General features: G+C 65.1%; 13 protein-coding genes. 2 read left to right on the forward strand and 11 right to left on the reverse strand.

What is annotated here, in order from left to right; all coding sequences use genetic code 11:
* Position 1 precedes the first annotated feature (1 nt).
* Genes treZ through treS form a run of 4 tightly spaced genes read right to left on the reverse strand, consistent with a single transcriptional unit; the run spans position 2 to position 9,285 of the window.
* Positions 2 to 1,768 (reverse strand): malto-oligosyltrehalose trehalohydrolase, encoded by a 1,767-nt coding sequence (treZ, locus tag ACQR0W_RS05490; protein WP_315828322.1) that lies wholly within the window; start codon positions 1,766 to 1,768, stop codon positions 2 to 4.
* Positions 1,765 to 3,840, reverse strand: a complete 2,076-nt coding sequence (glgX, locus tag ACQR0W_RS05495; RefSeq protein WP_316169179.1) for a glycogen debranching protein GlgX — start codon at positions 3,838 to 3,840, stop codon at positions 1,765 to 1,767. Before glgX ends, treZ begins: the two co-directional genes overlap by 4 nt.
* Before the next feature lie 4 nt (positions 3,841 to 3,844).
* Positions 3,845 to 5,983: a 1,4-alpha-glucan branching protein GlgB gene (gene glgB / locus ACQR0W_RS05500; protein WP_315828321.1), complete on the reverse strand. Its 2,139-nt coding sequence runs from the start codon at positions 5,981 to 5,983 to the stop codon at positions 3,845 to 3,847.
* A complete protein-coding gene (gene treS / locus ACQR0W_RS05505; protein WP_316169178.1) occupies positions 5,980 to 9,285 on the reverse strand; it encodes a maltose alpha-D-glucosyltransferase in 3,306 nt (1,101 codons plus the stop codon). The genes glgB and treS overlap by 4 nt, the downstream gene beginning before the upstream one ends.
* A gap of 355 nt (positions 9,286 to 9,640) precedes the next feature.
* Here treS and malQ point away from each other — a divergent pair, with 355 nt between their 5' ends.
* Both malQ and ACQR0W_RS05515 read left to right on the forward strand, forming a co-directional pair.
* Positions 9,641 to 11,593: a 4-alpha-glucanotransferase gene (gene malQ / locus ACQR0W_RS05510; RefSeq protein WP_316169620.1), complete on the forward strand. Its 1,953-nt coding sequence runs from the start codon at positions 9,641 to 9,643 to the stop codon at positions 11,591 to 11,593.
* A 39-nt stretch (positions 11,594 to 11,632) separates the two neighbouring features.
* Positions 11,633 to 13,444 carry a glycoside hydrolase family 15 protein gene (locus tag ACQR0W_RS05515; RefSeq protein ID WP_434840587.1) on the forward strand — a complete coding sequence of 604 codons (1,812 nt, stop codon included), beginning with the start codon at positions 11,633 to 11,635 and terminating at the stop codon, positions 13,442 to 13,444.
* An 11-nt stretch (positions 13,445 to 13,455) separates the two neighbouring features.
* Here ACQR0W_RS05515 and ACQR0W_RS05520 read toward each other — a convergent pair whose 3' ends face one another.
* From ACQR0W_RS05520 to ACQR0W_RS05550, 7 genes are read right to left on the reverse strand one after another with little or no spacing between them, the layout of a single operon-like run.
* Complete coding sequence (locus ACQR0W_RS05520; RefSeq protein ID WP_316169176.1) at positions 13,456 to 14,280, reverse strand: HAD family hydrolase; 825 nt, start codon at positions 14,278 to 14,280, stop codon at positions 13,456 to 13,458.
* Between the two features lie 20 nt (positions 14,281 to 14,300).
* Positions 14,301 to 14,795, reverse strand: a complete 495-nt coding sequence (locus ACQR0W_RS05525) for a gluconokinase (RefSeq protein WP_316169175.1) — start codon at positions 14,793 to 14,795, stop codon at positions 14,301 to 14,303.
* 22 nt (positions 14,796 to 14,817) lie between these two features.
* Positions 14,818 to 15,516, reverse strand: a complete 699-nt coding sequence (gene pgl, locus ACQR0W_RS05530) for a 6-phosphogluconolactonase (RefSeq protein ID WP_316169174.1) — start codon at positions 15,514 to 15,516, stop codon at positions 14,818 to 14,820.
* Between the two features lie 53 nt (positions 15,517 to 15,569).
* Positions 15,570 to 17,093: a glucose-6-phosphate dehydrogenase gene (gene zwf / locus ACQR0W_RS05535; protein WP_316169173.1), complete on the reverse strand. Its 1,524-nt coding sequence runs from the start codon at positions 17,091 to 17,093 to the stop codon at positions 15,570 to 15,572.
* Positions 17,090 to 18,127, reverse strand: coding sequence for a phosphogluconate dehydrogenase (NAD(+)-dependent, decarboxylating) (gnd, locus tag ACQR0W_RS05540; RefSeq protein ID WP_316169172.1), 1,038 nt, complete (start codon positions 18,125 to 18,127; stop codon positions 17,090 to 17,092). Before gnd ends, zwf begins: the two co-directional genes overlap by 4 nt.
* Before the next feature lie 14 nt (positions 18,128 to 18,141).
* On the reverse strand, positions 18,142 to 20,988 hold the full coding sequence (locus ACQR0W_RS05545; RefSeq protein ID WP_316186790.1) for a bifunctional transaldolase/phosoglucose isomerase: 2,847 nt from the start codon (positions 20,986 to 20,988) through the stop codon (positions 18,142 to 18,144).
* A 9-nt stretch (positions 20,989 to 20,997) separates the two neighbouring features.
* Positions 20,998 to 21,519, reverse strand: a complete 522-nt coding sequence (locus tag ACQR0W_RS05550; RefSeq protein WP_316166629.1) for a hypothetical protein — start codon at positions 21,517 to 21,519, stop codon at positions 20,998 to 21,000.
* Positions 21,520 to 21,644: the final 125 nt, after the last annotated feature.

A 21,644-nucleotide genomic window follows, 5' to 3' on the forward strand; every position in this document is an offset into this window, starting at 1 on the left:
GCTATCCCCCGATGCTCCAGAACACCGACCACGGCGGCAGGCGGTCTCCAGGCGTGCCGCCCCAGATCGGGGTGCCCGGGACGCCGGTCGGCGAAGCCGCGAGCTCCTTGTCGGAGACGTTGGCAAGCAGATTTAGCCGGCTGCCATCGCCCATCAGCCAATGCGCGCTCAGGCGACCGTCATCGGTCACGTCCGCCTCGCCGAATTTCGCCCCCGGAAGCCGCGGCGCAACCTCCTTGTGACGCACCGCAAGGAGCGCGCGCACCAGCGCGAGACGCTCGCGCCCCGGCGACTCATTGCGGGAGTCCCAGTCGATGATTGCGGACTTGAAGGTTTCGATGTCGAGCGGATCGGGAACCTCGTCGCCATATTTGGCGTACGCCCACTCGTACTCCCTGCGGCGTCCGTTGCGCACGGCATGCGCGAGGTCGCCCTGGAAGTCGCAGAAGAACGGGAACGGCTGCTTCGAGCCCCATTCCTCGCCCATGTACAGCATCGGGACGGTGGGCGCGAGCAGCGTCACCGCGAGTGCCGCCGCGATCCCTTCCGGCGATGCCAGCGCCTCCAGGCGGTCGCCGAACACGCGGTTGCCGATCTGGTCGTGGTTCTGCAGGAAGTTGACGAATGCGCCGGGGGCCAGATGACCGCTCGGCTCGCCCCGCGGATCGCCGCCCCAGAATGCCGCGGGTTCGCCTTGGTAGACGAAGCCGGAGGCGAGCGCGCGAGCGAGATCGCGGCGCGGCGCCTGCTGGTAGTCGCCGTAATAGCCGCCGCTCTCGCCGGTCAGGATCACGTGCCAGGCGTGATGATAGTCGTCGTTCCACTGCGCGCGGAATTTGCCGCGCGGCGGCTCCTCTGCGGAATCCAGCATGCTGGCGCGGTTGTCGCCGTTTTCGAGCACGAGATGGATGTGCCGCCCGGTTGCTTCGACCAGCTTGCCCACGGCGGCGCTGAGATCGTGCAGCATCGGGATCTCACCCTCGTTGGACAGGATGTGATTCACGGCGTCGAAGCGCAGGCCGTCGAAGCGATAATCCGTCAGCCAATGCAACGCGTTCTGAATCGCGAAGGCGCGCACTTCGGAGCGCCGGTAGTCGATCGCGCTGCCCCACGGCGTATGCGCGTCGGTGAAGAAGGTCGGCGCATAGCGGCCGATGTAGTTTCCCTCCGGGCCGAAGTGATTGTAGACGACGTCGAGAAACACCATGATGCCACGCAGATGCGCCTCGTCGATCAGCGCGCGCAGATCATCGGGACGCCCATAGACGCTGTCCGGAGCGTAGAGCAGCACGCCGTCATAGCCCCAGTTGCGGGAGCCGGCGAAGTCCGCCAGCGGCATCAGTTCGAGCGCGGTGATGCCGGTCTCGACGAGATGATCGAGCTTGTCGATCATTGCGCGGTAGGTGCCTTCCGTCGTGAAGGTGCCGACATGGCTTTCGAGGAACACGGCATCCTGCCATGGACGACCGCGCCAGTTTTCGGAGCGCCAGGTGTAGGCACGGTGGTCGATGATTTCGCTCGGGCCGGAGACATCCTCCGGCTGGAAATCCGAGCCGGGATCTGGAACGTCGAGCTCATCGTCAATACGGAACTTATACCGCGTGCCGGCGCCGGCGCCGGCGACGTCGAGCGAATACCAACCGCCATCCCCGCGTTGCATCTCATGCTTGACGTCGAGGATCAGATCGACGCGCCTGGCGGCAGGCGCCCACAGCCGGAACGTCGTGCCGTCCTGCGTGAGCCGAGGTCCGAATTGACGGCCGTTCATGACTGGCCCGCATACGCCAGCACGGAGCGGGACGGGGCCTTGAGGTCCGCACCGGACGCGAAATCGATCGGCGTCTGCTGGGCTTCGGTGGTGTTCAGGACCTGTTGCCACGTCTTGTACTCGGCAAGCTTGGGCAATTTGAATCCGATCTCTTCGGGGGCCGCGTTCAGAACGATAAGGATCGGAGCCTGTTCCTGTTCCACCGGAGCGAGCACATAGGCGAGAAATCGTCCGTCAGGAAAGGTCCAGTCGGTTTGCGTCATCTCCTCCGCCGAAGGCGTCAGCCACAGCACGCCGAAGCTGCCGTCCGGGCGGCGGCCATCGAGCCAGCGGCGCGCGCGAATCTGGCCGAAGCGGCGGCGCAGCTCGGTCATGTGCGCGATGAAGTCGATGAGATCATCGCCCTCGCGGCCCATGCCGCTCCAGTCCACCCAGCCGACCTCGTTGTCCTGGCAATAGGCGTTGTTGTTGCCATGCTGCGAGTTGCCGACCTCGTCGCCTGCGAGCAGCAGCGGCAGGCCCTGCGCGAGGAACAGACAGGCGAGCTGGTTCTTGCGCGACTGCCGTCGCAGCGCCGTGATCGTCACGTCGTCGGTCGGCCCCTCATGACCGAAATTGTTGCTGTGGTTGTCGTTGGAGCCGTCGCGATTGTCCTCGCCGTTCGCTTCATTGTGCTTGCTGTTGTAGCTGAAGAGATCGGCCAGCGTGAACCCGTCATGGACGGTGACGTGATTGACGCTGGCGCGCTGGGTGCGGCCGTCATGGTTGAAGATGTCGGACGAGCCGGTCATGCGGCTCGACACCTCGCCGATCAGGCTGCCTTCGCCACTCCAGTAGCGACGCATGGCGCTACGATAGCGGTCGTTCCATTCGGACCATTGCGAGGGGAATGCGCCGACCTGATAGCCGCCGAGACCGACGTCCCAGGGCTCAGCGACCAGCTTGACGCTCGCCAGCACCGGGTCCTGGCGGATCGCGGTGAGAAAGCCGCTGCGCCGGTCGAAGCCGTGCTTCTCGCGCGCCAGGGTGGTGGCAAGGTCGAAGCGGAAGCCGTCGACGTGGCAGACCTCGACCCAGTAGCGCAGCGAGTCCATCACCATCTGGAGCACACGCGGATGCGTCAGGTTAACGGACGAGCCGCAGCCGGTGAAGTCGTCGTAGAAGCGCGGATTGTCGGGCTTCAGCCAGTAGTAGGACGCGTTGTCGATGCCGCGATAGCACAGGGTGGGTCCGAGATGGTTGCCCTCGGCGGTATGGTTGTAGACGACGTCGAGCATGACCTCTATGCCGGCATCGTGCAGCCTTGCCACCGTCGTCCGGAAGGCATCGAGCGGATTGTCCTGCGCGTAGCGAAGCTCCGGCGCGAAGAACGAGATCGTGTTGTAGCCCCAGTAGTTGACCAGCTTCTTCTCGACCAGCATGCGGTCGTCGATGAAGGCGTGGATGGGAAGCAGCTCGATCGTCGTGACGCCGAGCCGCTTCAGATGCTTGATCATCGCCGGCGACGACAGCCCGCCATAGGTGCCGCGCAGATTGGGTGGGACGTCGTCGCGCTTGTTGGTCAGGCCCTTGACATGGGCCTCGTAGATGATCGTGTCCTCCCACGGGATCTGCGGCCGCATTTCGCGCCGACCCCAGTTGAAGGTCTCGTCGATGACGACAGCCTTTGGCATGCCGCGGGCGTTGTCGCGCCGGTCGAACGAGAGATCCTCGCGCGGCGAGCCGGCGCGGTAGGCGAAATGGGCGTCGCTCCAGACCAGCCGGCCGGCGAGCCGCTTGGCATAGGGGTCGAGCAGCAGCTTGTTGGCATTGAAGCGGTGGCCCTGCTCCGGCTCGTAAGGACCGTAGACACGGTAGCCATAGAGCTGCCCCGGCGAGACATCGTTGAGATAGCCGTGCCAGACATCCTCCGTCCGCTCCGGCAGTTCGATGCGCTCGATCTCGCGCCGGCCCTGGCTGTCGAACAGGCAGAGCTCGACCTTCTCGGCATTGGCGGAGAACAGGGCAAAATTGGTCCCCCGCCCGTCCCAGGTTGCTCCGAGACGGGCGTGGCTTCCAGCGGCCAGGCGCATTGCGTCAGGCTTCCGGGAGGAGAAATACCGCTGCCATGGGCGGGAGGATGAGGTTGAGCTGGTGTTCTTCAGAGGCATGGACCTGGCCGACGTTGCCGACATTGCTGCCGCCATAATGCAGGGAGTCGGAATTGAAAGCTTCCCTCCATCTGCCGCCGAACGGCACGCGGACCCGGTAATTGTAATACACGTTGGGTGAAAAGTTCACGACGACGACGCAGCGCGCGTGCTCATCGAAGCCCTTGCGCACCCAGGCGAAGACGTTTCGGTCGGAGTCGTCGGTCGTCAACCACTCGAAGCCGTCCGGCTCGCAGTCCCGCTCATGCAGCGCCGGCACGTTGCGGTAGAGGTGGTTGAGGTCGCGGATCAGGGCCTGGATGCCGGCATATTTGGCGTCGCCGAGCAGATGCCAGTCGAGCGAGGTATCGTGATTCCACTCGCGCTCCTGGGCGAGCTCGCAGCCCATGAACAGGAGCTTCTTGCCGGGATGCCCGAACATGAAGCTGTAATAGGCGCGCAGGTTGGCAAAGCGCTGCCAGTCGTCGCCCGGCATTCGGCCAAGGATGGAGCGCTTGCCGTGCACGACCTCGTCATGCGACAGCGGCAGGATGAAGTTTTCCGAAAAGGCGTAGTGCAGGCCGAACAGGATCTCGCCGTGGTGATATTTGCGGTGGATCGGGTCCTTGCTGATGTAGCGCAAGGTGTCGTGCATCCAGCCCATGTTCCACTTGTAGCCGAAACCGAGCCCGCCCATGTCGACCGGGCGAGACACCTGCGGCCACGCCGTGGATTCCTCGGCAGCCGTGGTCGCCTGCGGGAAATGGCCGAACACGTCGATATTGGTCCGGCGTAGAAACTCGATGGCCTCGAGGTTCTCGCGCCCGCCATATTTGTTCGGAATCCAGCCGCCGGACGGACGGCTGTAGTCGAGATAGAGCATCGAGGCGACGGCATCGACGCGCAGACCGTCGATGCCGTAGCGCTCCAGCCAGAACAGCGCGTTCGAGCGCAGGAAATTGGCGACTTCGGTGCGGCCGTAATTGTAGATCAGCGTGCCCCAGTCGAGATGCCGGCCCTGCATCGGGTTGGCGTGCTCGTACAGCGCGGTGCCGTCGAAATGGCCTAGGCCGTGCGGGTCATCCGGGAAATGGCCTGGCACCCAGTCGAGCCACACCGCGAGGCCCTCGCGGTGGCACGCATCAACCAGCGCACAGAAGTCCTCAGGACTGCCGAAGCGGCTGGTCGGCGCGAACAGGCCGGTCGGCTGATAGCCCCAGGAGCCGTCGAACGGGTGCTCGCTGACCGGCAGGAATTCGATGTGCGTGAAGCCCATGTCGCGTGCATAGGCCGGCAGTTGCTCGGCGAGTTCGCGATATGTCAGCCACTGGTTATTGTCCTTGCGCCGCCACGAGCCGAGATGCACCTCATAGATCGAGACCGGCCTGTTCAGCTTGTTGATGTCATGCGGCGCCGGCCGAGGTCGCGGCAGGCTGGACTCGTCGACCACGATCGATGCGGTCTTGGGACGCATCTCGGCCGCGAAGGCCATCGGATCCGATTTCAGCGGCAGGTGCTCGCCCTGCGGGCCGATGATGTCGAACTTGTAGTGGTCGCCGGCCCTGGCGCGGGGAATGAACAGCTCCCAGTAGCCGTTGCCGCGGACCCGCATCGGGTGGCGCCGCGCATTCCAGAAGTTGAAATCGCCGACCACGCTGACGCGACGCGCGTTCGGCGCGAGCACGACGAAGCCGACGCCGTCGACGCCGTCGAGCACCATTGGATGCGCGCCGAGCTTGTCGTAGAGCCGCTCATGATTGCCTTCGCCGAGCAGATGCAGGTCGAAGTCGCTCAGGATCGGCAGGAAACGATAAGGATCTTCGAGGTCGGTGACGTGGTCGCCGAATGTCGCCCGAAGCCGATAGCGCTGCAGCGACGGCATGGTCCCGGTGAACAGGCCGGCATCATGGATGCGCGTCAGCGCGGCGACGTCGCCGTGCTCGCCGACCACCTCGACGCGGGAGGCCTCGGGCAGGAACGCGCGCACGACCGTCCGCCCGTCGACATTGTGCTGACCGAGATAGCGAAACGGGTCGGGATGCCGACCTTCGATGATCGCAAACGCCTCGGGAGAAAGATGGGTCATGAGGACTCGCTGGCTGATGCTGGCTCGGACAGGACGCGAAGCAGGTTGCTCAATGCGATGCGCAACCAGTCCGGCCGGTGAGCCAGATCATATTCGAGCGCTCCGAGGGCTTTTTCCAGCATGAAAAAGTTAAGGAGCGCCTCCGCCGTATGCGGATCGTCCGGCCAGAGGCGCTGACTGGCCTTGATCTCGCGATAGCCAGCCAAGAAGGCGGTCGCTGCCTGGTCGCGCCATTCCGACAGCGCGGCGGCGATACGGCCGTGATCGTCCTGGCTCGCCCTCAGGGCGCGCTCCTGGGCGACGCGGACCGAGCAATCGATCGAGCGCAGGAAGCCTGCGATGTCGCGCGCCGGCGGCGCCTTGCGCCGACGCTCCGCAAGCGGCTGCTCCTCGTCACCGTCGAAGTCGATGATGAAAATATCGTCCTTGACGATGAGGATCTGGCCGAGATGGAAATCGCCATGCAGCCGGATGTCGCAGCCGCCGATATGGTGCGGGATCAGGCTGCTGAGGCGCTCCGACAGCTCGCCGCGCCTGGCGAGCACCTGGTCGACCAGCCCTCGTTCCGGATCCTTGAGGTGATCGCGGCGCTCGCTCAGGCCCGTGAGGATCCGGTCAGCCTGGCCGCGCAGCCGGTCGACCCAGTGATCGAGATGATCTGCGTTCGTGGGCTCGGGTGCGAAATCGACGATGTCGCTGCGCGAGGCGAGCGCCGCATGCAACTCGCCGACGCGACGGCCTGCCTGCGCCATGTAGCGCAGATAGGGCGACAGCTCCTCGCTCTGCCGCTCGTCGCCGCTCGCGGCGAACACGCGCTGGTCGTCGACGTAGCGATCGAGATAGGCGGCGCTGACGGTCCAGCCGTCGCCCTGGTTCTCGACGAAGCCGTGGACGCAGCCGACGGTCTGCCGCTCGCCCTCCTGGATCACCTCGACACTGCCGAGCAGCGGCGGGACATTGCCGAAGCCTACGGTTTCCGTGAGGAAACCGCCGATCTCGATCTCCGGGTGCGGACCAGCCTCCAGCTCGCGGCGGAGCTTGATGAAGAACTCGTTGTTGACCACCGCCTTGCTGCTGCAGCGGTCGGTCTCGACCACGCGCACCTGCTCCGATTCGCGGATCTGCTTGTCGGGAAACCGCGACGTCGGCCGGAATTCGAGGCGCACCCCGTTTTCCTCGACCGTCAACGCTTGCTTCAGATTGTGCAGGAGCAGCGCAAGAAAGATCGGGCTCGTCGCTGCATCGAGCAGCGTTCCCTCGCGGGCGCCCTGGCGCACGGCGGCGAAGGCCTGCGGATTGTAGCGATCGCGATCGAAACGCACCCACTCGATCTGCATCGGCAGCAGATAGCGCCGCTTCTCGTCGCGCTCGGCGGCCTTGAAGAAGATCAGCCAGGGCCGATTGTCGCCGATGTCGCAGAACGGGATCGCCGAGGTCAGCGTCGGATGGATCGCGTCCGCCGAGCGCTCGGGGTACCATCGCGCGCGCGCCAGATGACCGGGCAGAACGTCGCGTTCGAACACGCTGCGAGTGCGAGCCAGCGATACCCAGGTCGAGCCGAGCGGCACGACCAGCGTCTCGAACTCCGGTACCGCGCGCTGGATGATGGGCTCCGACTTCTCGCGCTCCTTGAGCTGGAACCAGTAGAATCCGTAGGGCGCGAGCGTGATCATGTAAGGCAGCTCGCCGATCGCGGGAAAGCGCGAGCGGCCGAGCATCTCGATCGGGACGCGATCCTTGAACGGCGAGAGATCGAGCTCGGTCGCCTGCGCCGAGCGCGACAGGTTGGCGACGCAGAGGATGACCTCGTCCTTGTACTGGCGGACGTAGGCCAGAACCGACCGGTTGGCCGGGCGGATGAAGGTCATGGTGCCCCTGCCGAAGGCCAGCGTCGACTTGCGCATCGAGATCAGCTTCTTGGTGGCGTTCAAAAGCGACGACAGGCTGCGCGACTGCGCCTCGACATTGACCGCCTCGTAGCCGTACACCGGGTCCATGATCATCGGCGCGTAGAGCCGCGCCGGGTCGGCGCGCGAGAAGCCCCCATTGCGGTCGGGCGTCCATTGCATCGGCGTTCGTACGCCGTTGCGGTCGCCGAGATAGATGTTGTCACCCATCCCGATCTCGTCGCCGTAATAGATGATCGGCGTGCCGGGGAATGACATCAGCAGCGAGTTCATCAGCTCGATCTTGCGCCGGTCGTTGTCCATCAGTGGCGCGAGGCGGCGGCGGATGCCGACATTGATGCGTGCGCGCGGATCGTTGGCGTAGGTCGACCACAGATAGTCGCGCTCGACGTCGGTCACCATCTCCAACGTCAGCTCGTCATGGTTGCGCAGGAACAGCGCCCATTGGCAGGTCGCGGGGATGTCGGGCGTCTGGCGAAGGATGTCGGTGATCGGGAAGCGGTCCTCCTGGGCGATCGCCATGTAGATGCGCGGCATCAGCGGGAAGTGATAGGCCATATGGCATTCGTCGCCCTGGCCGAAATATTCCTGAACGTCCTCCGGCCACTGATTGGCTTCCGCCAGCAGCAGCTTGTCCTTGGCGTAATTGTCGAGCTCGACACGCAGGCGCTTGATGATCGCATGCGTCTCCGGGAGGTTTTCGTTGTTGGTGCCGTCGCGCTCGCAGAGGTAGGGGATGGCGTCAAGCCGGAAGCCGTCGACGCCGGCATCGAGCCAGCGTTTCATCACCTGGATGATCGCGTTGACCACGCGCGGATTGTCGAAATTGAGGTCCGGCTGGTGCGAGAAGAAGCGGTGCCAGTAGAACTGGCCGGCCTCCGGATCCCAGGTCCAGTTGGACTTCTCGGTATCGGTGAAGATGATTCGGGTGCCGAGATATTTCTGGTCGGTGTCGCTCCAGACGTACCAGTTGCGGGCGCTGGAGCCGGGCGGGCTGCGCCGGGCGCGCTTGAACCAGTGATGCTGGTCGGAGGTGTGGTTGACGACGAGTTCGGTGATCACCCGCAGGCCGCGCCGCTTGGCTTCCTGGATGAAGCGCTTGAACTCCTTCATCGTCCCGAAATCGGGATTGATGCTGCCGTAGTCGGCGATGTCGTAGCCGTCGTCGCGGCCGGGCGAGGGGTAGAACGGCAACAGCCACAGCGTGGTGACGCCGAGGTCCTGCAGATAGTCCAGCTTGTCGGTCAGGCCGGCGAAGTCGCCGACGCCGTCATTGTTGCTGTCGGCGAACGCCTTGACGTGCAGCTGATAGATGATCGCGTCCTTGTACCAGAGACCGTCGCCGTCGGGCTCGGTCTGCAGGCTGGGCGAATCCAGGGATGACATCAGGTTCATGAGGCCCTCACCTAGGAGAGAGGATGATGATGCGGCTGCGATCGGAGGCGTCTCGAAAGATGTCTCGGCCTCGACAGATGCGGCTCTCCTCAAAAGAGGGCAGAATAGGGGAGAAAGCGTCTTTGAGGGCGACGCTCTCGAACGTGTGCGCAAATTTGTTCACGGTGATGCCATTGACAATAAAACGGCGTCCCGGTTCGCTAGAAACCGAGACGACCCCAATTACAAAGCCGCAAGGCTCGTTTTGTTCCCCGGGGAACGACGGCCTTGCCGCGGCGTTAGGGGCTTATCCTCTTGCCGTCCCACAACAATTTTACGACGTACGACTTGCCGTTACGTCCAGATCGCGTGCCGAATGGATCTCTACAGCGAAGCCCATAGTCTCGGAATCCTGACAGAATTCTACGATGGTCAGGGGCACCGTCGTGTGACCGACGAAGCGGCCCTCAAGATCATCGTGGAGGCCTTTCCCCGGCCCACGCCGCATCGGCTGCTGAGCGATGCGGTGGTGATTCGCTCTGGGCAGCCCGCGCGCAGCCGCCTGACCGAGGCGGCGAAGCTGCCGGTCAGGTGGACCATCAGGCGTGGCGACGCTGAGATCGCGAAGGGAGACGCCGGCGAGGCCCTGGTCGAGTGGCCGGGTGATCTGCCGGTCGGCAGCTACCGCCTCGAGCTGGCGGATGCGTCGTCGTACCGCGAGGAGCTGCCGCTGCTCGTCGCACCGGCGAAGGCCTTCGCCGGTGATTTCGACCGTGTCTGGCTGCTGGCGGTGCAGCTCTACGGCATTCGATCCGGCCGCAACTGGGGCATGGGCGATTTCACCGACCTTGCCAATCTCATCACGCTTTGCGCCGAACTCGGCGCCGATGGCGTCGGCCTCAATCCGTTGCACGCGCTGTTCGACGACCGGCCGGGCGATTTCAGCCCTTACGCGCCGAACAGCCGGCTGTTCCTGAATGCGCTCTATGTCGATGTCGAGCAGGCCCCGGGCTTCGCGAAGGGGCCCGGCAGCAAGGTGCTGGAGCCGCTGCGGCAGGCCGAGCTGGTGGACTACAAGGGTGTGGCGGCGTTGAAATGGCCGGCCCTGCGTGCCGCCTTCGACGCTTTCATGGCTGCGCCCGACGCCGCGGCCGCTGCGGAGTTCAAGGCCTATCGGGCCGAGCGTGGCGAGCTGCTGGCCCGCTTCACCTGCTTCGAGGTGTTGCGGCATCGCTTCCTGAAGCCCTGGTGGGACTGGCCCGAGGAGTGGCGGCAGCCCGATGCTGCGCGCTGCGCGGCGCTGCTCAGCGGCCCCGACCGGAGGGAGGCCGAGTTCATCGCCTATGTGCAATGGCTCGCCGAGCGACAATTGCGCCATTGCCGGGATCTCGCGCATCGGCTGGGAATGAAGGTCGGCTTGTATCTCGACGTCGCGGTCGGCGTTCAATCCGACGGCTTCGATGCCTGGAACGAGCAGGGCGCCATTTCGCGCACGCTCTCGGTCGGGGCGCCGCCCGATCCCTTGAACACGGTCGGGCAGAACTGGGGACTCGCCGGGTTCAACGCGCCGGGACTGGCGCTGAAGAATTTCGAGCCGTTTCGGGAGATGGTTCGGGCGTCGATGCGGCATTCCGGCGCGATCCGGCTCGACCATGTGCTCGGTTTGAAGCGGCTGTACCTGGTGCCGCACGGATTTCCGGCCAAGCAGGGCGCGTACGTGCAGATGCCGTTCGAGGCGCTGTTGGCCGCGACCGTCATCGAGAGCGTCGCCAATGAATGCATCGTCATCGGCGAGGATCTCGGCACCGTGCCGGAGGGCTTTCGCGAACAGATGGCCGATTGGGGATTGTGGTCCTACAAGGTGATGATCTTCGAACGCGACGACAACGGCCGCTTCCGCGATGTCGACTTCTATCCGCCGAACGCGCTGGTGACGCTGAATACCCACGACCTCTCGACCTACGCCGGCTGGCGCTCGTTCGGCGATCTCAAGACCAAACGCGGGCTGGGCATCGATCCCGGTGAAAGCGACCAGGATCGCTGGGATGCGTTGGGGCTCTGGGACGAGGTGCTCCGCCAACACGGCATTCAAGCCAACGACGTCCACTCAGCGATCGCCTTCCTGTCGCGGACGCGGTCCCGGCTGCTGGTGATTTCCCTGGAGGATCTGCTGGAGGTGGTCGATCAGCCCAATATTCCCGGCACGATCGACGAGCATCCGAACTGGCGCCGCAAGATGCCGATCAAGCTCGAGGACATCGCCGGTGCGACCAGCGTCGCAGCGTTGAAGGCGGCGACCGCCGAACGGGTCAGCCCGGCCGGCGTTTAGTACGGGGGGATCGGGGGGGCAGTTGCACGCGGATGCCAAATGTCCTGCAGGATCGAAGACTACGCCCTGATTGGCGATTGTGAGACGGCTGCCCTGGTGAGCCGGAACGGGTCGATCGACTGGCTGTGCTGGCCGGCGTTCGATTCCGACGCCTGTTTCACCGGCCTGCTGGGTGATAGCAGCCACGGCCGCTGGCTGATCGAGCCGCGCGGCGACGTCCGATCGACGTCTCGACGTTATCGCGGCGACAGTCTCATCCTCGAGACGCGATACGAAACTGCGACCGGCACCGTCGAGATGATCGATTTCATGCCGCCGCGGGGCAGGGCCTCCGATGTCGTTCGGCTGGTCCGCGGCGTCTCCGGCCGGGTCGCCATGCGGATGGAGCTGATCATCCGCTTCGGGTTCGGCATCGAGATTCCCTGGGTCAAGCGTTCCGAGGATCGCTCCGCGCTGCTCGCCATCTGCGGCCAGGACATGGCGGTGCTGCATACCCCCGTCGCGACCCGCGGCGCGGACATGACCACGGTGGCGGAGTTCGAGGTCGCTGCCGGCGAAACCGTGCCTTTCGTGCTCACCTACGGTCCGTCGCATCTGCCGGCGCCCAAGGCGATCGATCCGGATCAGGCGCTGGATGACACCGAAACATTCTGGGCCGACTGGTCGCGGCGCTGCACCTATCAGGGCGAGCATCGCGCACTCGTGATGCGCTCGCTGATCACCTTGAAGGCGCTCACCTACGCGCCGACCGGCGGCATCGTCGCGGCGCCGACCACCTCGCTGCCGGAGAAGCTCGGCGGCCGGCGCAATTGGGACTACCGATTCTGCTGGCTGCGTGACGCGACGTTCACGCTGCTCGCGTTGATGAACTCAGGCTACACCGAGGAAGCGCTGGCCTGGCACAACTGGCTGCTGCGCGCCGCGGCGGGCGCTCCCGCCTACATGCAGATCATGTATGGCATCATGGGCCAGCGGCGGCTGATGGAGTGGGAGGCCGAGTGGCTGCCGGGCTACGAGGGTGCCCAGCCGGTGCGGATCGGCAATGCCGCGCATGCGCAGCTCCAGCTCGACGTCTACGGCGAGCTGATGGATGCCTTCCATCAGGCCCGCATGACCAAGCTCAAGCTGGACGACGGCACCTGGGACCTGGAATGCGCGGTGCTCGACCATCTCACCGACGTCTGGGACCAGCCCGACCACGGCATCTGGGAACGCCGCGGCGATGGCCGTCACTACGTGTTCTCCAAGGTGATGACCTGGGTGGCGTTCGATCGCGCGATCAAGAGCGCGGAGAAATTCGGGTTCAAGGCGCCGCTGGAGCGCTGGCGGCGGCTGCGCGAGACGATTCATCGCGATGTCTGCGCCAAGGGCTACGACGAAAGCCTCGGCAGCTTCGTCGAGTCCTATGGCTCGCGGCTGCTCGATGCCAGCCTGCTGCTGTTGCCGGCGGTCGGCTTCCTGCCGTGCTCCGATCCGCGCATTCGCGGCACGGTCGACGCGATTGAGGAGCATCTGCTGCGGGACGGCTTCGTGCTCCGGCACGATCCGCGCGAGGTCCCGCCGGACGAGCAGCAGCCGATCGAAGGCGCGTTCCTGGCCTGCACGCTGTGGCTGGCCGACGCCCATGTCCTGGCGGGCGATACGGAGAAGGCCGAGACGCTGTTCCGCCGCGTGGTGAACATCGCCAACGACGTTGGACTGCTGGCCGAGGAATACGACACCGAGGCACGGCGGCAGACCGGCAACTTTCCCCAGGCGCTGACCCATATCGCGCTGATCAACACGGCGCAAAATCTGAGCAGCGCCAAGAAGGCCAGCGACAAACCCGCAAGGCAGCGGTCGGGAGCCTGAGCTGCCGCGCGTCAGCCTGCGGATGAGCCTTGCGCGTTTTCCGCCAGGATCATCTCCATGGCATTGGCAAAGCCTTCGTCCTGGTTGGACGTGGTGATGCGCTTGGCTTTGCTCTTCACCTCGTCGCTGGCATTGCCCATGGCGATCGACAATCCGCTCACCTCGAACATCGCGACATCATTGTGCATGTCGCCGATGGTCGCGACCTGGTCGAGCGGAACGCCGAGCCGCTTGGCCATCGCCGTGACGAAGGTGCCCTTGTTGCGCCCGGGCGGAGTGATGTCGAGATAGTAGCTCTGCGAGCGGACCGCCGTCGCCTCGGTCCCCAGCGTCTGCTGCATCTGGCTCTCGCAGTGCGCCAGCAGCTCGAAATCGCTGCTGGCGCCGACGATCTTGCAGGCGTTCGACAGATAGGGGGAGAAATCGTCGACGATCGTCGGCTCCGCGCGTATCGCGCGCCGCTCGTTCGGGACGTATTCGCCGTCCGGATTGCGCGTCAGCCAGGCATCATTGGTGAAGACCCAGATGTCGACCCTGGATTGTTGGAGAAGATCGACGCAGCGCGCGGCGGCGGCGGGCGGGATCAGGCTCTGCTCGAGCGGGCGCATATCGGCGTCGATGATCGAGCTGCCGTTGAACGGGCCGACCGGAAGGCTGATCTGCAGCGGCTCGATCAGAAAGCGCATTCCGATCGCTGGGCGGCTCGAGGTGAGCGTGAAGGCGACGCCACATTCGTGCAGCCGTCGCGCCACCTTCGCGGCCCGCTCGGTCAGAACCTTGTCCTTGGTCAGCAGCGTGCCGTCGACGTCGGATATGACGAGAGCGATGCGGGTCATGAGCCCTTCCTGTTCGCGGGTCAGGCGCAGCCCCGACCGGCGTGAAGCTGTTGCATGATGTCGTCCACGATCGCCGCGACTGGCGCGTCGACCGAGACTGTAATGGGACGCTCGGCGGCGTCAGGTGGTTCCAGGGTGGCGAATTGGCTGGCGAGCAGGCCCGGCGGCATGAAGTGCCCCTTGCGATGGCTCATCCGTCCGCCGATCAGCTCCTGACTGCCTTGGAGATAGACCATGCGGACATCGTTACAGCCGCCGACCAGGATATCGCGATAGGCCTTCTTGAGTGCAGAGCAGGCGATGATGATGTGCTGGCCCGCACTACGGCAACGCGCGATCTCCTGGGCAATCGCCTGCAGCCAGGGCCAGCGATCCTCGTCCGTGAGCGGGTGGCCGGCGCTCATCTTGGCGACGTTTGCGGGCGGGTGGAAGCTGTCGCCATCCTCGAAGCGCCAGCCGAGGCGTTGCCCCAATGCTTTCCCGATCGTGCTCTTGCCGGAGCCGGACACGCCCATGATGACGAGCGCATGGGGCAGGTCAGATGTCGCCACTTCGCCCCTCCGGCCAGGCCTCGCTGTCGATGAGCAGGATCGTCTCCCGATTTGAGCGGGCGCGATTGGCCGGCAGGTCCTCACCGGCCAGCACCCGCGCCATGATCGCGCGCTTGTCGGCACCGGCGATCTCGAACAGCATGGTTCGGCAGGAGGCGAGCGCAGGCAAGGTCAGGCTGATCCGCGGCACGAAGGGTGCGACGTGAGCCTTGTCGACGCCGACGACCCAGCGATCGGCGACATCAATGGCGGGAAAGCCGGGGAATAGCGACGCGACATGGCCATCGGAACCGATGCCGAGCAGCACGAGGTCGAACAGCGTCCGCGCGGAGTCGAGCCGCCCGGCGCCGTAGAACGCTTCCAGCGTGCGCTGATAGTCGCGGGCACTGGCCTCCGGGTCCGACCTATCGGTCGCGATCGGGTGGATGTTGGCGGCCGGCGCGCAGGCATCGAGGAACGCGTGGCGGGCCATGGTCATGTTGTGCAGGGGATCTCCGGGCGGAACATAGCGCTCGTCGCCGATGAACCAGTGCACGCGCGGCCATGCAATCCGCTCGCGATAGGCGTCCGTCGCCAGCAGCTGATAAAGCTGCCTCGGGCTCGATCCCCCGGTGAGGCAGACGGCTATGGTCCCCGGATTTGCGTCGATGCGGGCCAGGAGATGTTCGGCCGCGACCCTCGCCATCGTCGCCTGGTCCGCGACTCGCACGAGTTTGCGGTTCTGCGGCCCGGCCACGGCTAAATCAGCTTGCGCCAGCTGCGGCCGTCGCGGGCCAGGAGATCGGCCGCCGCCTCAGGTCCCTCGCTGCCGGCCGCGTAGGAATGCAGGCCATCGCGGCCGGCCTTCTTCCACGCCCCGATGAACGGCTCGACGGCCTTCCAGCCGGCCTCGACGCTGTCGGCGCGCTGGAACAGGATGTTGTCGCCGATCATGCAGTCATAGATCAGCGTCTCGTATCCGGTGGCGGGCTCGGCCTGGAAATAGTCCTTGTAATTGAACTTCATCTGCACGCCATCGGTGCGGATGGTGGGGCCGGGCACCTTGGTGTTGAACTGCAGCGTGATGCTCTGGGTCGGCTCGATGCCGATGACCAGATAGTTCTCGGCCAGGGTCTCGATCGGCGTGCAACTGAACATCGCGAACGGCGCCTGGCGGAACTTGATCGCGACCTCGGTGCGCTTGGCGCCGAGCGCCTTGCCGGTGCGCAGATAGAACGGAACGCCGGCCCAGCGCCAATTGTCGATCGTGAGCTTGAAGGCGGCATAGGTCTCGGTGGTGCTGTTGGGGCGGACGTCCTTGCTCCTCAGATAGTCGGGCAGCTCGGCATCGCCGATCATGCCAGCCGTGTACTGGCCGCGCACCGAATTGAGCAACGCCTCCCGTTCGCTCAACGGCTGGATCGCCGACAGCACCTCCGCCTTCTCGGAGCGGACGGTATGCGCATCGAACCGTGCCGGCGGCTCCATCGCCACCAGCGACAGCAATTGGAATAGATGGTTGGGGACCATGTCGCGCAGCGCGCCGGTCGCGTCGTAGAAGCTGCCGCGCGTGCCGACGCCGAGCTTCTCCTCGACGGTGATCTGCACGTGGTCGATGTGATGCCTGTTCCAGATCGGCTCGAACATGCCATTGGCGAAACGCAGCACCAGGATGTTCTGCACCGTCTCCTTGCCGAGGTAATGATCGATCCGGTAGATCTGGTGCTCGGTCACGAGCTGCAGAAGCTCGTCGTTCAGCTTCTTGGCCGAGGTGAGGTCGGTGCCGAACGGCTTTTCCACCACGAGGCGGCGCCAAGCCTTGCCGTCCTCGCGCAGCAACCCGACGCGCCCGAGCTGTTGTGCGATCGGCGCAAAGGCGCTCGGCGGCGTCGCGAGATAGAACAGCCGATTGCCGTGGGTCTCCCGCGCGGCTTCCAGCTTTTCCAGCTTCGCCTTCAACTGATCGAAGCTTTCCGGCTCCTTCGGATCGGCCTCGATCGCAGTCACGCATTGCAACAGGCGCTGCGCGATCTCATCCTCGATCGGGCGTGTGGCGTATTTGCGCAGGCCTTCCATGAGATTGTCGCGCAGTTGCTCGCTCGACGTGCCCTTGCGAGCAATGCCGACGATGCAGAACCTGTCCGGCAGCAGATGATTGGCCGCGAGATTGTAAAGCGATGGCAAGACGAGCCGATGGGTCAGATCGCCGGTCACACCGAAGATCACGAAGGCGCAAGCGTCAGGCTTCTGATGTTGCGGCTGGTGCGGATGCAGCGGGGTCACGCGCGGTCGTCCCTGGGCTTGACGATCTCGGGCGCGCTCTGGCGTGCCGGGTCTGGGTGCTGTTCAGGCTCCTTGTGCCCGCCGAAGCCTTCGCGCATCGCCGAGAGAATCTTCTCCGCGAAGGTGTGCTCCTGGCGCGAGCGGAAACGGGCGAACAAGGCGGCGGTCAACACCTCGGCCGGCACCGCCTCGTCGATCGCCGCATTCACGGTCCAGCGGCCCTCGCCGGAATCCTCGACGTAGCCGGAATATTTCTCCAGACCGGGCTGCCGCGCGAGCGCGCTGGCGGTGAGGTCGAGCAGCCAGGACGGAATGACGCTGCCGCGGCGCCACACCTCGGCGACGTCAGCGAGATCGAAGTCGAAGCGATGCGCCTCGGGCAGCGCCGCGCTGTTCGCATTCCTGAGGATGTCGAAGCCCTCGGCATAGGCCTGCATCAGGCCATATTCGATGCCGTTGTGGATCATCTTGACGAAATGGCCGGCGCCAGTCGGCCCCGCATGGATGTAGCCCTGTTCGACGCGCGGGTCGCGGCCGTCACGGCCCGGTGTGCGCGGGATGTCGCCGATGCCTGGCGCTAGCGTCGCGAAGATCGGATCGAGCCGGTCGACGACCGGCTTGTCGCCGCCGATCATCATGCAGTAGCCGCGGTCGAGGCCCCAGACTCCGCCGGAGGTGCCGACGTCGACGTAGTGCAGACCGCGCTCCTTGAGCGCCTTGCCGCGGCGGACGTCGTCCTGCCAGAAACTGTTGCCGCCGTCGATGACGACGTCGTCTCGGCTCATCAGCTTGGTGAGCTGCTCGACGGTGGCTTCCGTGATCTTGCCGGCCGGCAGCATGACCCAGGCGTGCCGCGGGAGGGCGAGTTTGCCGACGAACTCCTCGAGGCTCGCGGCGCCGGTGGCGCCCTCGGAAACCAGCGCGGCGACGGCCTTTGCGTCGCGATCATAGACCACGCAGGCGTGTCCGGCGCGCATCAGGCGGCGCACGATGTTGCCGCCCATCCGCCCGAGACCGATCATTCCCAATTGCATCGACGATGCCCTTCCTAGCTCAGCGCTTCACTGATCGCGCTGTCGAGCATCTTCAGGCCCGATTTCAGATTGCCCTTGAGATGGACCCGAAGAGCCCTACGCCCGCGCTCGGTGAGTACGTCGAAGTCGCCGCGCGCCTGCGCCGCCTTGATCACGCCGAAGCTCGCCTTCTGCCCGGGGATCGGCAGATCCTGGGCATCGTCGGCCGTGATCTGGAGAAACACGCCGCTGTCCGGACCGCCCTTGTAGGCCTGGCCGGTCGAGTGCAGGAAGCGCGGACCGAACTCGGCGCAGGTGGCGAGGTGCTTGGCATCGCGCAGCCTCAGCCGGATCCGCTGCAGCGTGTCGATATTGCCTGCGTTGCGGTCGATATAGCCGAGCAGGGCGATGTAGTCGCCGTCGCCGGCGCGGCCGAGATGCGCCTTCAGCCAGGACGCGAGCGTGCCGTCGGCGCCATGCTCGCGCAGGCTCTCGACGTTCTGTGCATCCGTGTAGAGCTCGCAGCCCTTGATCGAGACCACCGGCTCCTCGGCCGGCAGCGCGCCGCTCTGCTCGAACGCCGCCGTCAGTTCGCGGGTCTTGATCTTGGCCGATTCGACGTCGGGCTGGTCGAACGGGTTGATGCCGAGCACGGCGCCGGCAACGGCGGTCGCCATTTCGAAGCGGAAGAATTCCTGGCCGAGCTGGTCGATCGACTTCATGACGATGCGCACGACCGGATGGCCGGCCTCCTCGAGCGCGGCGAGCTTTGCATCATGGCCGGCCACGTCGTCGCCGCCGATCCTGATGTCGATGAAGAAGCGATCATGACCGTAGACCTCGGGCGAGGCGACTGGCTCGCCATCGATCGGGATGAGGCCCTTGCCTTCCTTGCCCGTGGACTCCGCGATCAACTGCTCGGCCCAGGCACCGAAATCGGCGATCTTGGGCGAGGCGAAGATCGTTATCTTGTCGCGGCCTTCGAGGCCGGCGAGACCCATCGCCAAGCCGAGCTGAACGCCCGGGTTCTGCAGCGGCGGCACGTCGGGCCCGCAGGAGCGCACCATTGACAGCGCCTGCGTAATCAGCCTGCGCACGTCGATGCCGGCGGTGGCGGCCGGCACCAGGCCGAACGGCGACAGCACCGAATAGCGGCCGCCGATGGTCGGCTCGCCGTGGAAGATGCGGGCGAAGCCTTGCGCCTTGGCCGCCTTCTCCAGCGACGAGCCGGGATCGGTCACGGCAATGAAGCGATGGCCGGCCTTCTTCGGCCCGATCGCCTCGGAGACGCGCGCGAAGAAGTAGTCCTTCATCGCGTTCGGCTCGGTGGTGCCGCCCGACTTCGAGGAGACGATGAACACCGTACGGGTGATGTCGATCGCCTTCTCCATCGCGCGCACCTGCGCGGGGTCGGTGGAATCGAGTACGTGCAGCCTGGGGAAGCCGGCCCTGCGCGGGAACGTCTCGGCGAGCACTTCCGGCCCGAGGCTGGAGCCGCCCATGCCGAGGACCACGGCGTCGGAAAACTTCTGTCCCTTCACCCGCTGCGCATAGTCCTCATAATCGCCGATATCGGCTTTCTCCGCGCTGGTCAGCCAGCCCAGCCATTTGTGCTCGTCATGGCCGGTCCAGACGGTCGCATCCTTATACCAGAGCCGGCGGATCCTGGCGTCCTTGCGCCAGTCCTCGGTAGCGGAGGCGACCTTCTTCTCGAGATCAGCAGCAACGGCGATCGTCTGCTGCCCAAGTCCTGTCCCCAGCACGACGGCGCGCTTGTGCGCAACCGCGCCGTAGAGCTTGTCGGCGGCGTCCGCGAACTGCCTGACGCCGTCGACCACGAGATCTGCGGTGATGTCGTCGAGCGAGATGCCGGTCTTCGCCAGATGCTCCAGGGCGGCCTGGGCGGCATCGACGTCTTCCTCCAGACTGTCGCGCACCTCTCCGTGATCGCGGAAGGCGTCCAGCGTGGCCGGCGGCACAGTGTTGACGGTGTTCGGCCCGATCAGCTCCTCGACATAGAGGACATCGCTGTAATCCTTGTTCTTGGTACCTGTGGAGGCCCAGAGCAGCCGCTGCGGCTTGGCGCCTCGCTCGGCCAGCCGCTCCCAGCGCGCGCCTGCGAACAGCCGCTTGTAATCCTGATACGCCATCTTGGCGTTGGCGATGGCGATCCTGCCCTTGAGCGCCGCCAGCCGCTCCTTCTCCGAGGGATCGTTGGCCTGGGCGATCTTCTCGTCCAGTTGCTTGTCGACCACGCTGTCGATGCGGCTGACGAAGAACGACGCCACGCTGGCGACATGCGACGGATCGCCGCCGGCGCCGACGTAGGCCTCGAGGCCGGCAATGTAGGCTTCGGCGACCTGCCGGTAGACGTCTTGCGAAAACAGCAAGGTGATGTTGACGCTGATGCCCTTGGAGATCAGGTGCTGGATGGCCGGCAGGCAGGCGTCGGTCGCCGGCACCTTGATCATCAGATTCTTGCGGTCGACCGCCTTCCAGAGCTGTTCGGCCTCGGTGATGGTCGCTTTGCTGTCCATCGCCAGATAGGGCGAGACTTCGAGGCTGACGAAGCCGTCATTGCCATCGAAGCGGTCGTAGACCGGCCGCAGCACGTCGGCAGCATTCTGGATGTCCTCGACGGCGACGGCCTCGAACAGCTGCGTCGGCGATCGATCGCCGTTCTTCAGCGCCGTGGCGATCGGCGCGTCATATTCATCGGAGCTGCCGATCGCCTTCTCGAAAATCGCGGGATTCGAGGTGACGCCCTTGACGCCATCCTCATCGATCAGCCGCTTCAGGTCGCCTTTGGCGACGAAGCCGCGTGCGAGGAAATCGAGCCAGACCGCCTGGCCGTGTTCTTCGAGAGCTTTGACCGGATTCATGATGCCTATCTATGTGCGTCGGCTTGCTTTTTCGGGTTCCCGCCTGGCGGCCTGCCAGGTCGTGGACGTCACATGAACAACTATGCGCCAGCCCACAGGAGAACGCCATTCATAATGGATTGATCCCTCTGGAATCCCAAGAGCTTCGCGCCGGGCTCGACGTGCCGGCGGCGCGCGCCCCGCGGGAGACGTGCAGGCAGCCTGAAGCCTGCTGCCGACCGTTCGACCAAGGCGTGGCGAAGGTTCGCCAAGCGCGGCCAGCGTTCGGCTCGCGTCGGCCTCCGCGACACCCGCGCGCCGGAGGTCTCCCATCGTCGCGAGCAAATGCCGTCGATCAAACCTTCTCCGCCTTGCAATGCCGGAAAGCGGCCACATGTGTTCTGGGTAATGGTGCCTCACGTCACGGATCAAGGCGAGCGTCTTGCGATTGTCGCGTCGGCTGCGGCTCGTGATCGGCGGATAACCCATGATGCTTTCTGCTTGCAGACATTCGGTGGCGAGCCGCAACCTGATCATGGCAATGATCAGCATCGAGTGATCCGTCCGGTTTCGGCCGCGCGTTACGTCACGGCATTCGGTTCTAGCGGTGAACATGTGCGAATGGCTGTGAGATGCGCGCGTTCATCGCTCGCCTGATCACGATGGCGTCGCGTGAG

The organism is Bradyrhizobium sp. HKCCYLRH1034, from assembly GCF_051168375.1.
Lineage (GTDB): Bacteria > Pseudomonadota > Alphaproteobacteria > Rhizobiales > Xanthobacteraceae > Bradyrhizobium.

Coding starts and splice junctions, on each gene's coding strand:
- pgl (WP_316169174.1), bottom strand. CDS start 15,516: ATGGCGAGGGTCGCGGCCGAACATCTCCTGGCCCGCATCGACGCAAAT.
- gnd (WP_316169172.1), bottom strand. CDS start 18,127: ATGCAATTGGGAATGATCGGTCTCGGGCGGATGGGCGGCAACATCGTG.
- ACQR0W_RS05520 (WP_316169176.1), bottom strand. CDS start 14,280: ATGACCCGCATCGCTCTCGTCATATCCGACGTCGACGGCACGCTGCTG.
- malQ (WP_316169620.1), top strand. CDS start 9,641: ATGGATCTCTACAGCGAAGCCCATAGTCTCGGAATCCTGACAGAATTC.
- glgX (WP_316169179.1), bottom strand. CDS start 3,840: ATGCGCCTGGCCGCTGGAAGCCACGCCCGTCTCGGAGCAACCTGGGAC.
- ACQR0W_RS05525 (WP_316169175.1), bottom strand. CDS start 14,795: ATGGGCGTGTCCGGCTCCGGCAAGAGCACGATCGGGAAAGCATTGGGG.
- glgB (WP_315828321.1), bottom strand. CDS start 5,983: ATGACCCATCTTTCTCCCGAGGCGTTTGCGATCATCGAAGGTCGGCAT.
- treS (WP_316169178.1), bottom strand. CDS start 9,285: ATGAACCTGATGTCATCCCTGGATTCGCCCAGCCTGCAGACCGAGCCC.
- ACQR0W_RS05515 (WP_434840587.1), top strand. CDS start 11,633: ATGTCCTGCAGGATCGAAGACTACGCCCTGATTGGCGATTGTGAGACG.
- ACQR0W_RS05545 (WP_316186790.1), bottom strand. CDS start 20,988: ATGAATCCGGTCAAAGCTCTCGAAGAACACGGCCAGGCGGTCTGGCTC.
- treZ (WP_315828322.1), bottom strand. CDS start 1,768: ATGAACGGCCGTCAATTCGGACCTCGGCTCACGCAGGACGGCACGACG.
- ACQR0W_RS05550 (WP_316166629.1), bottom strand. CDS start 21,519: ATGCTGATCATTGCCATGATCAGGTTGCGGCTCGCCACCGAATGTCTG.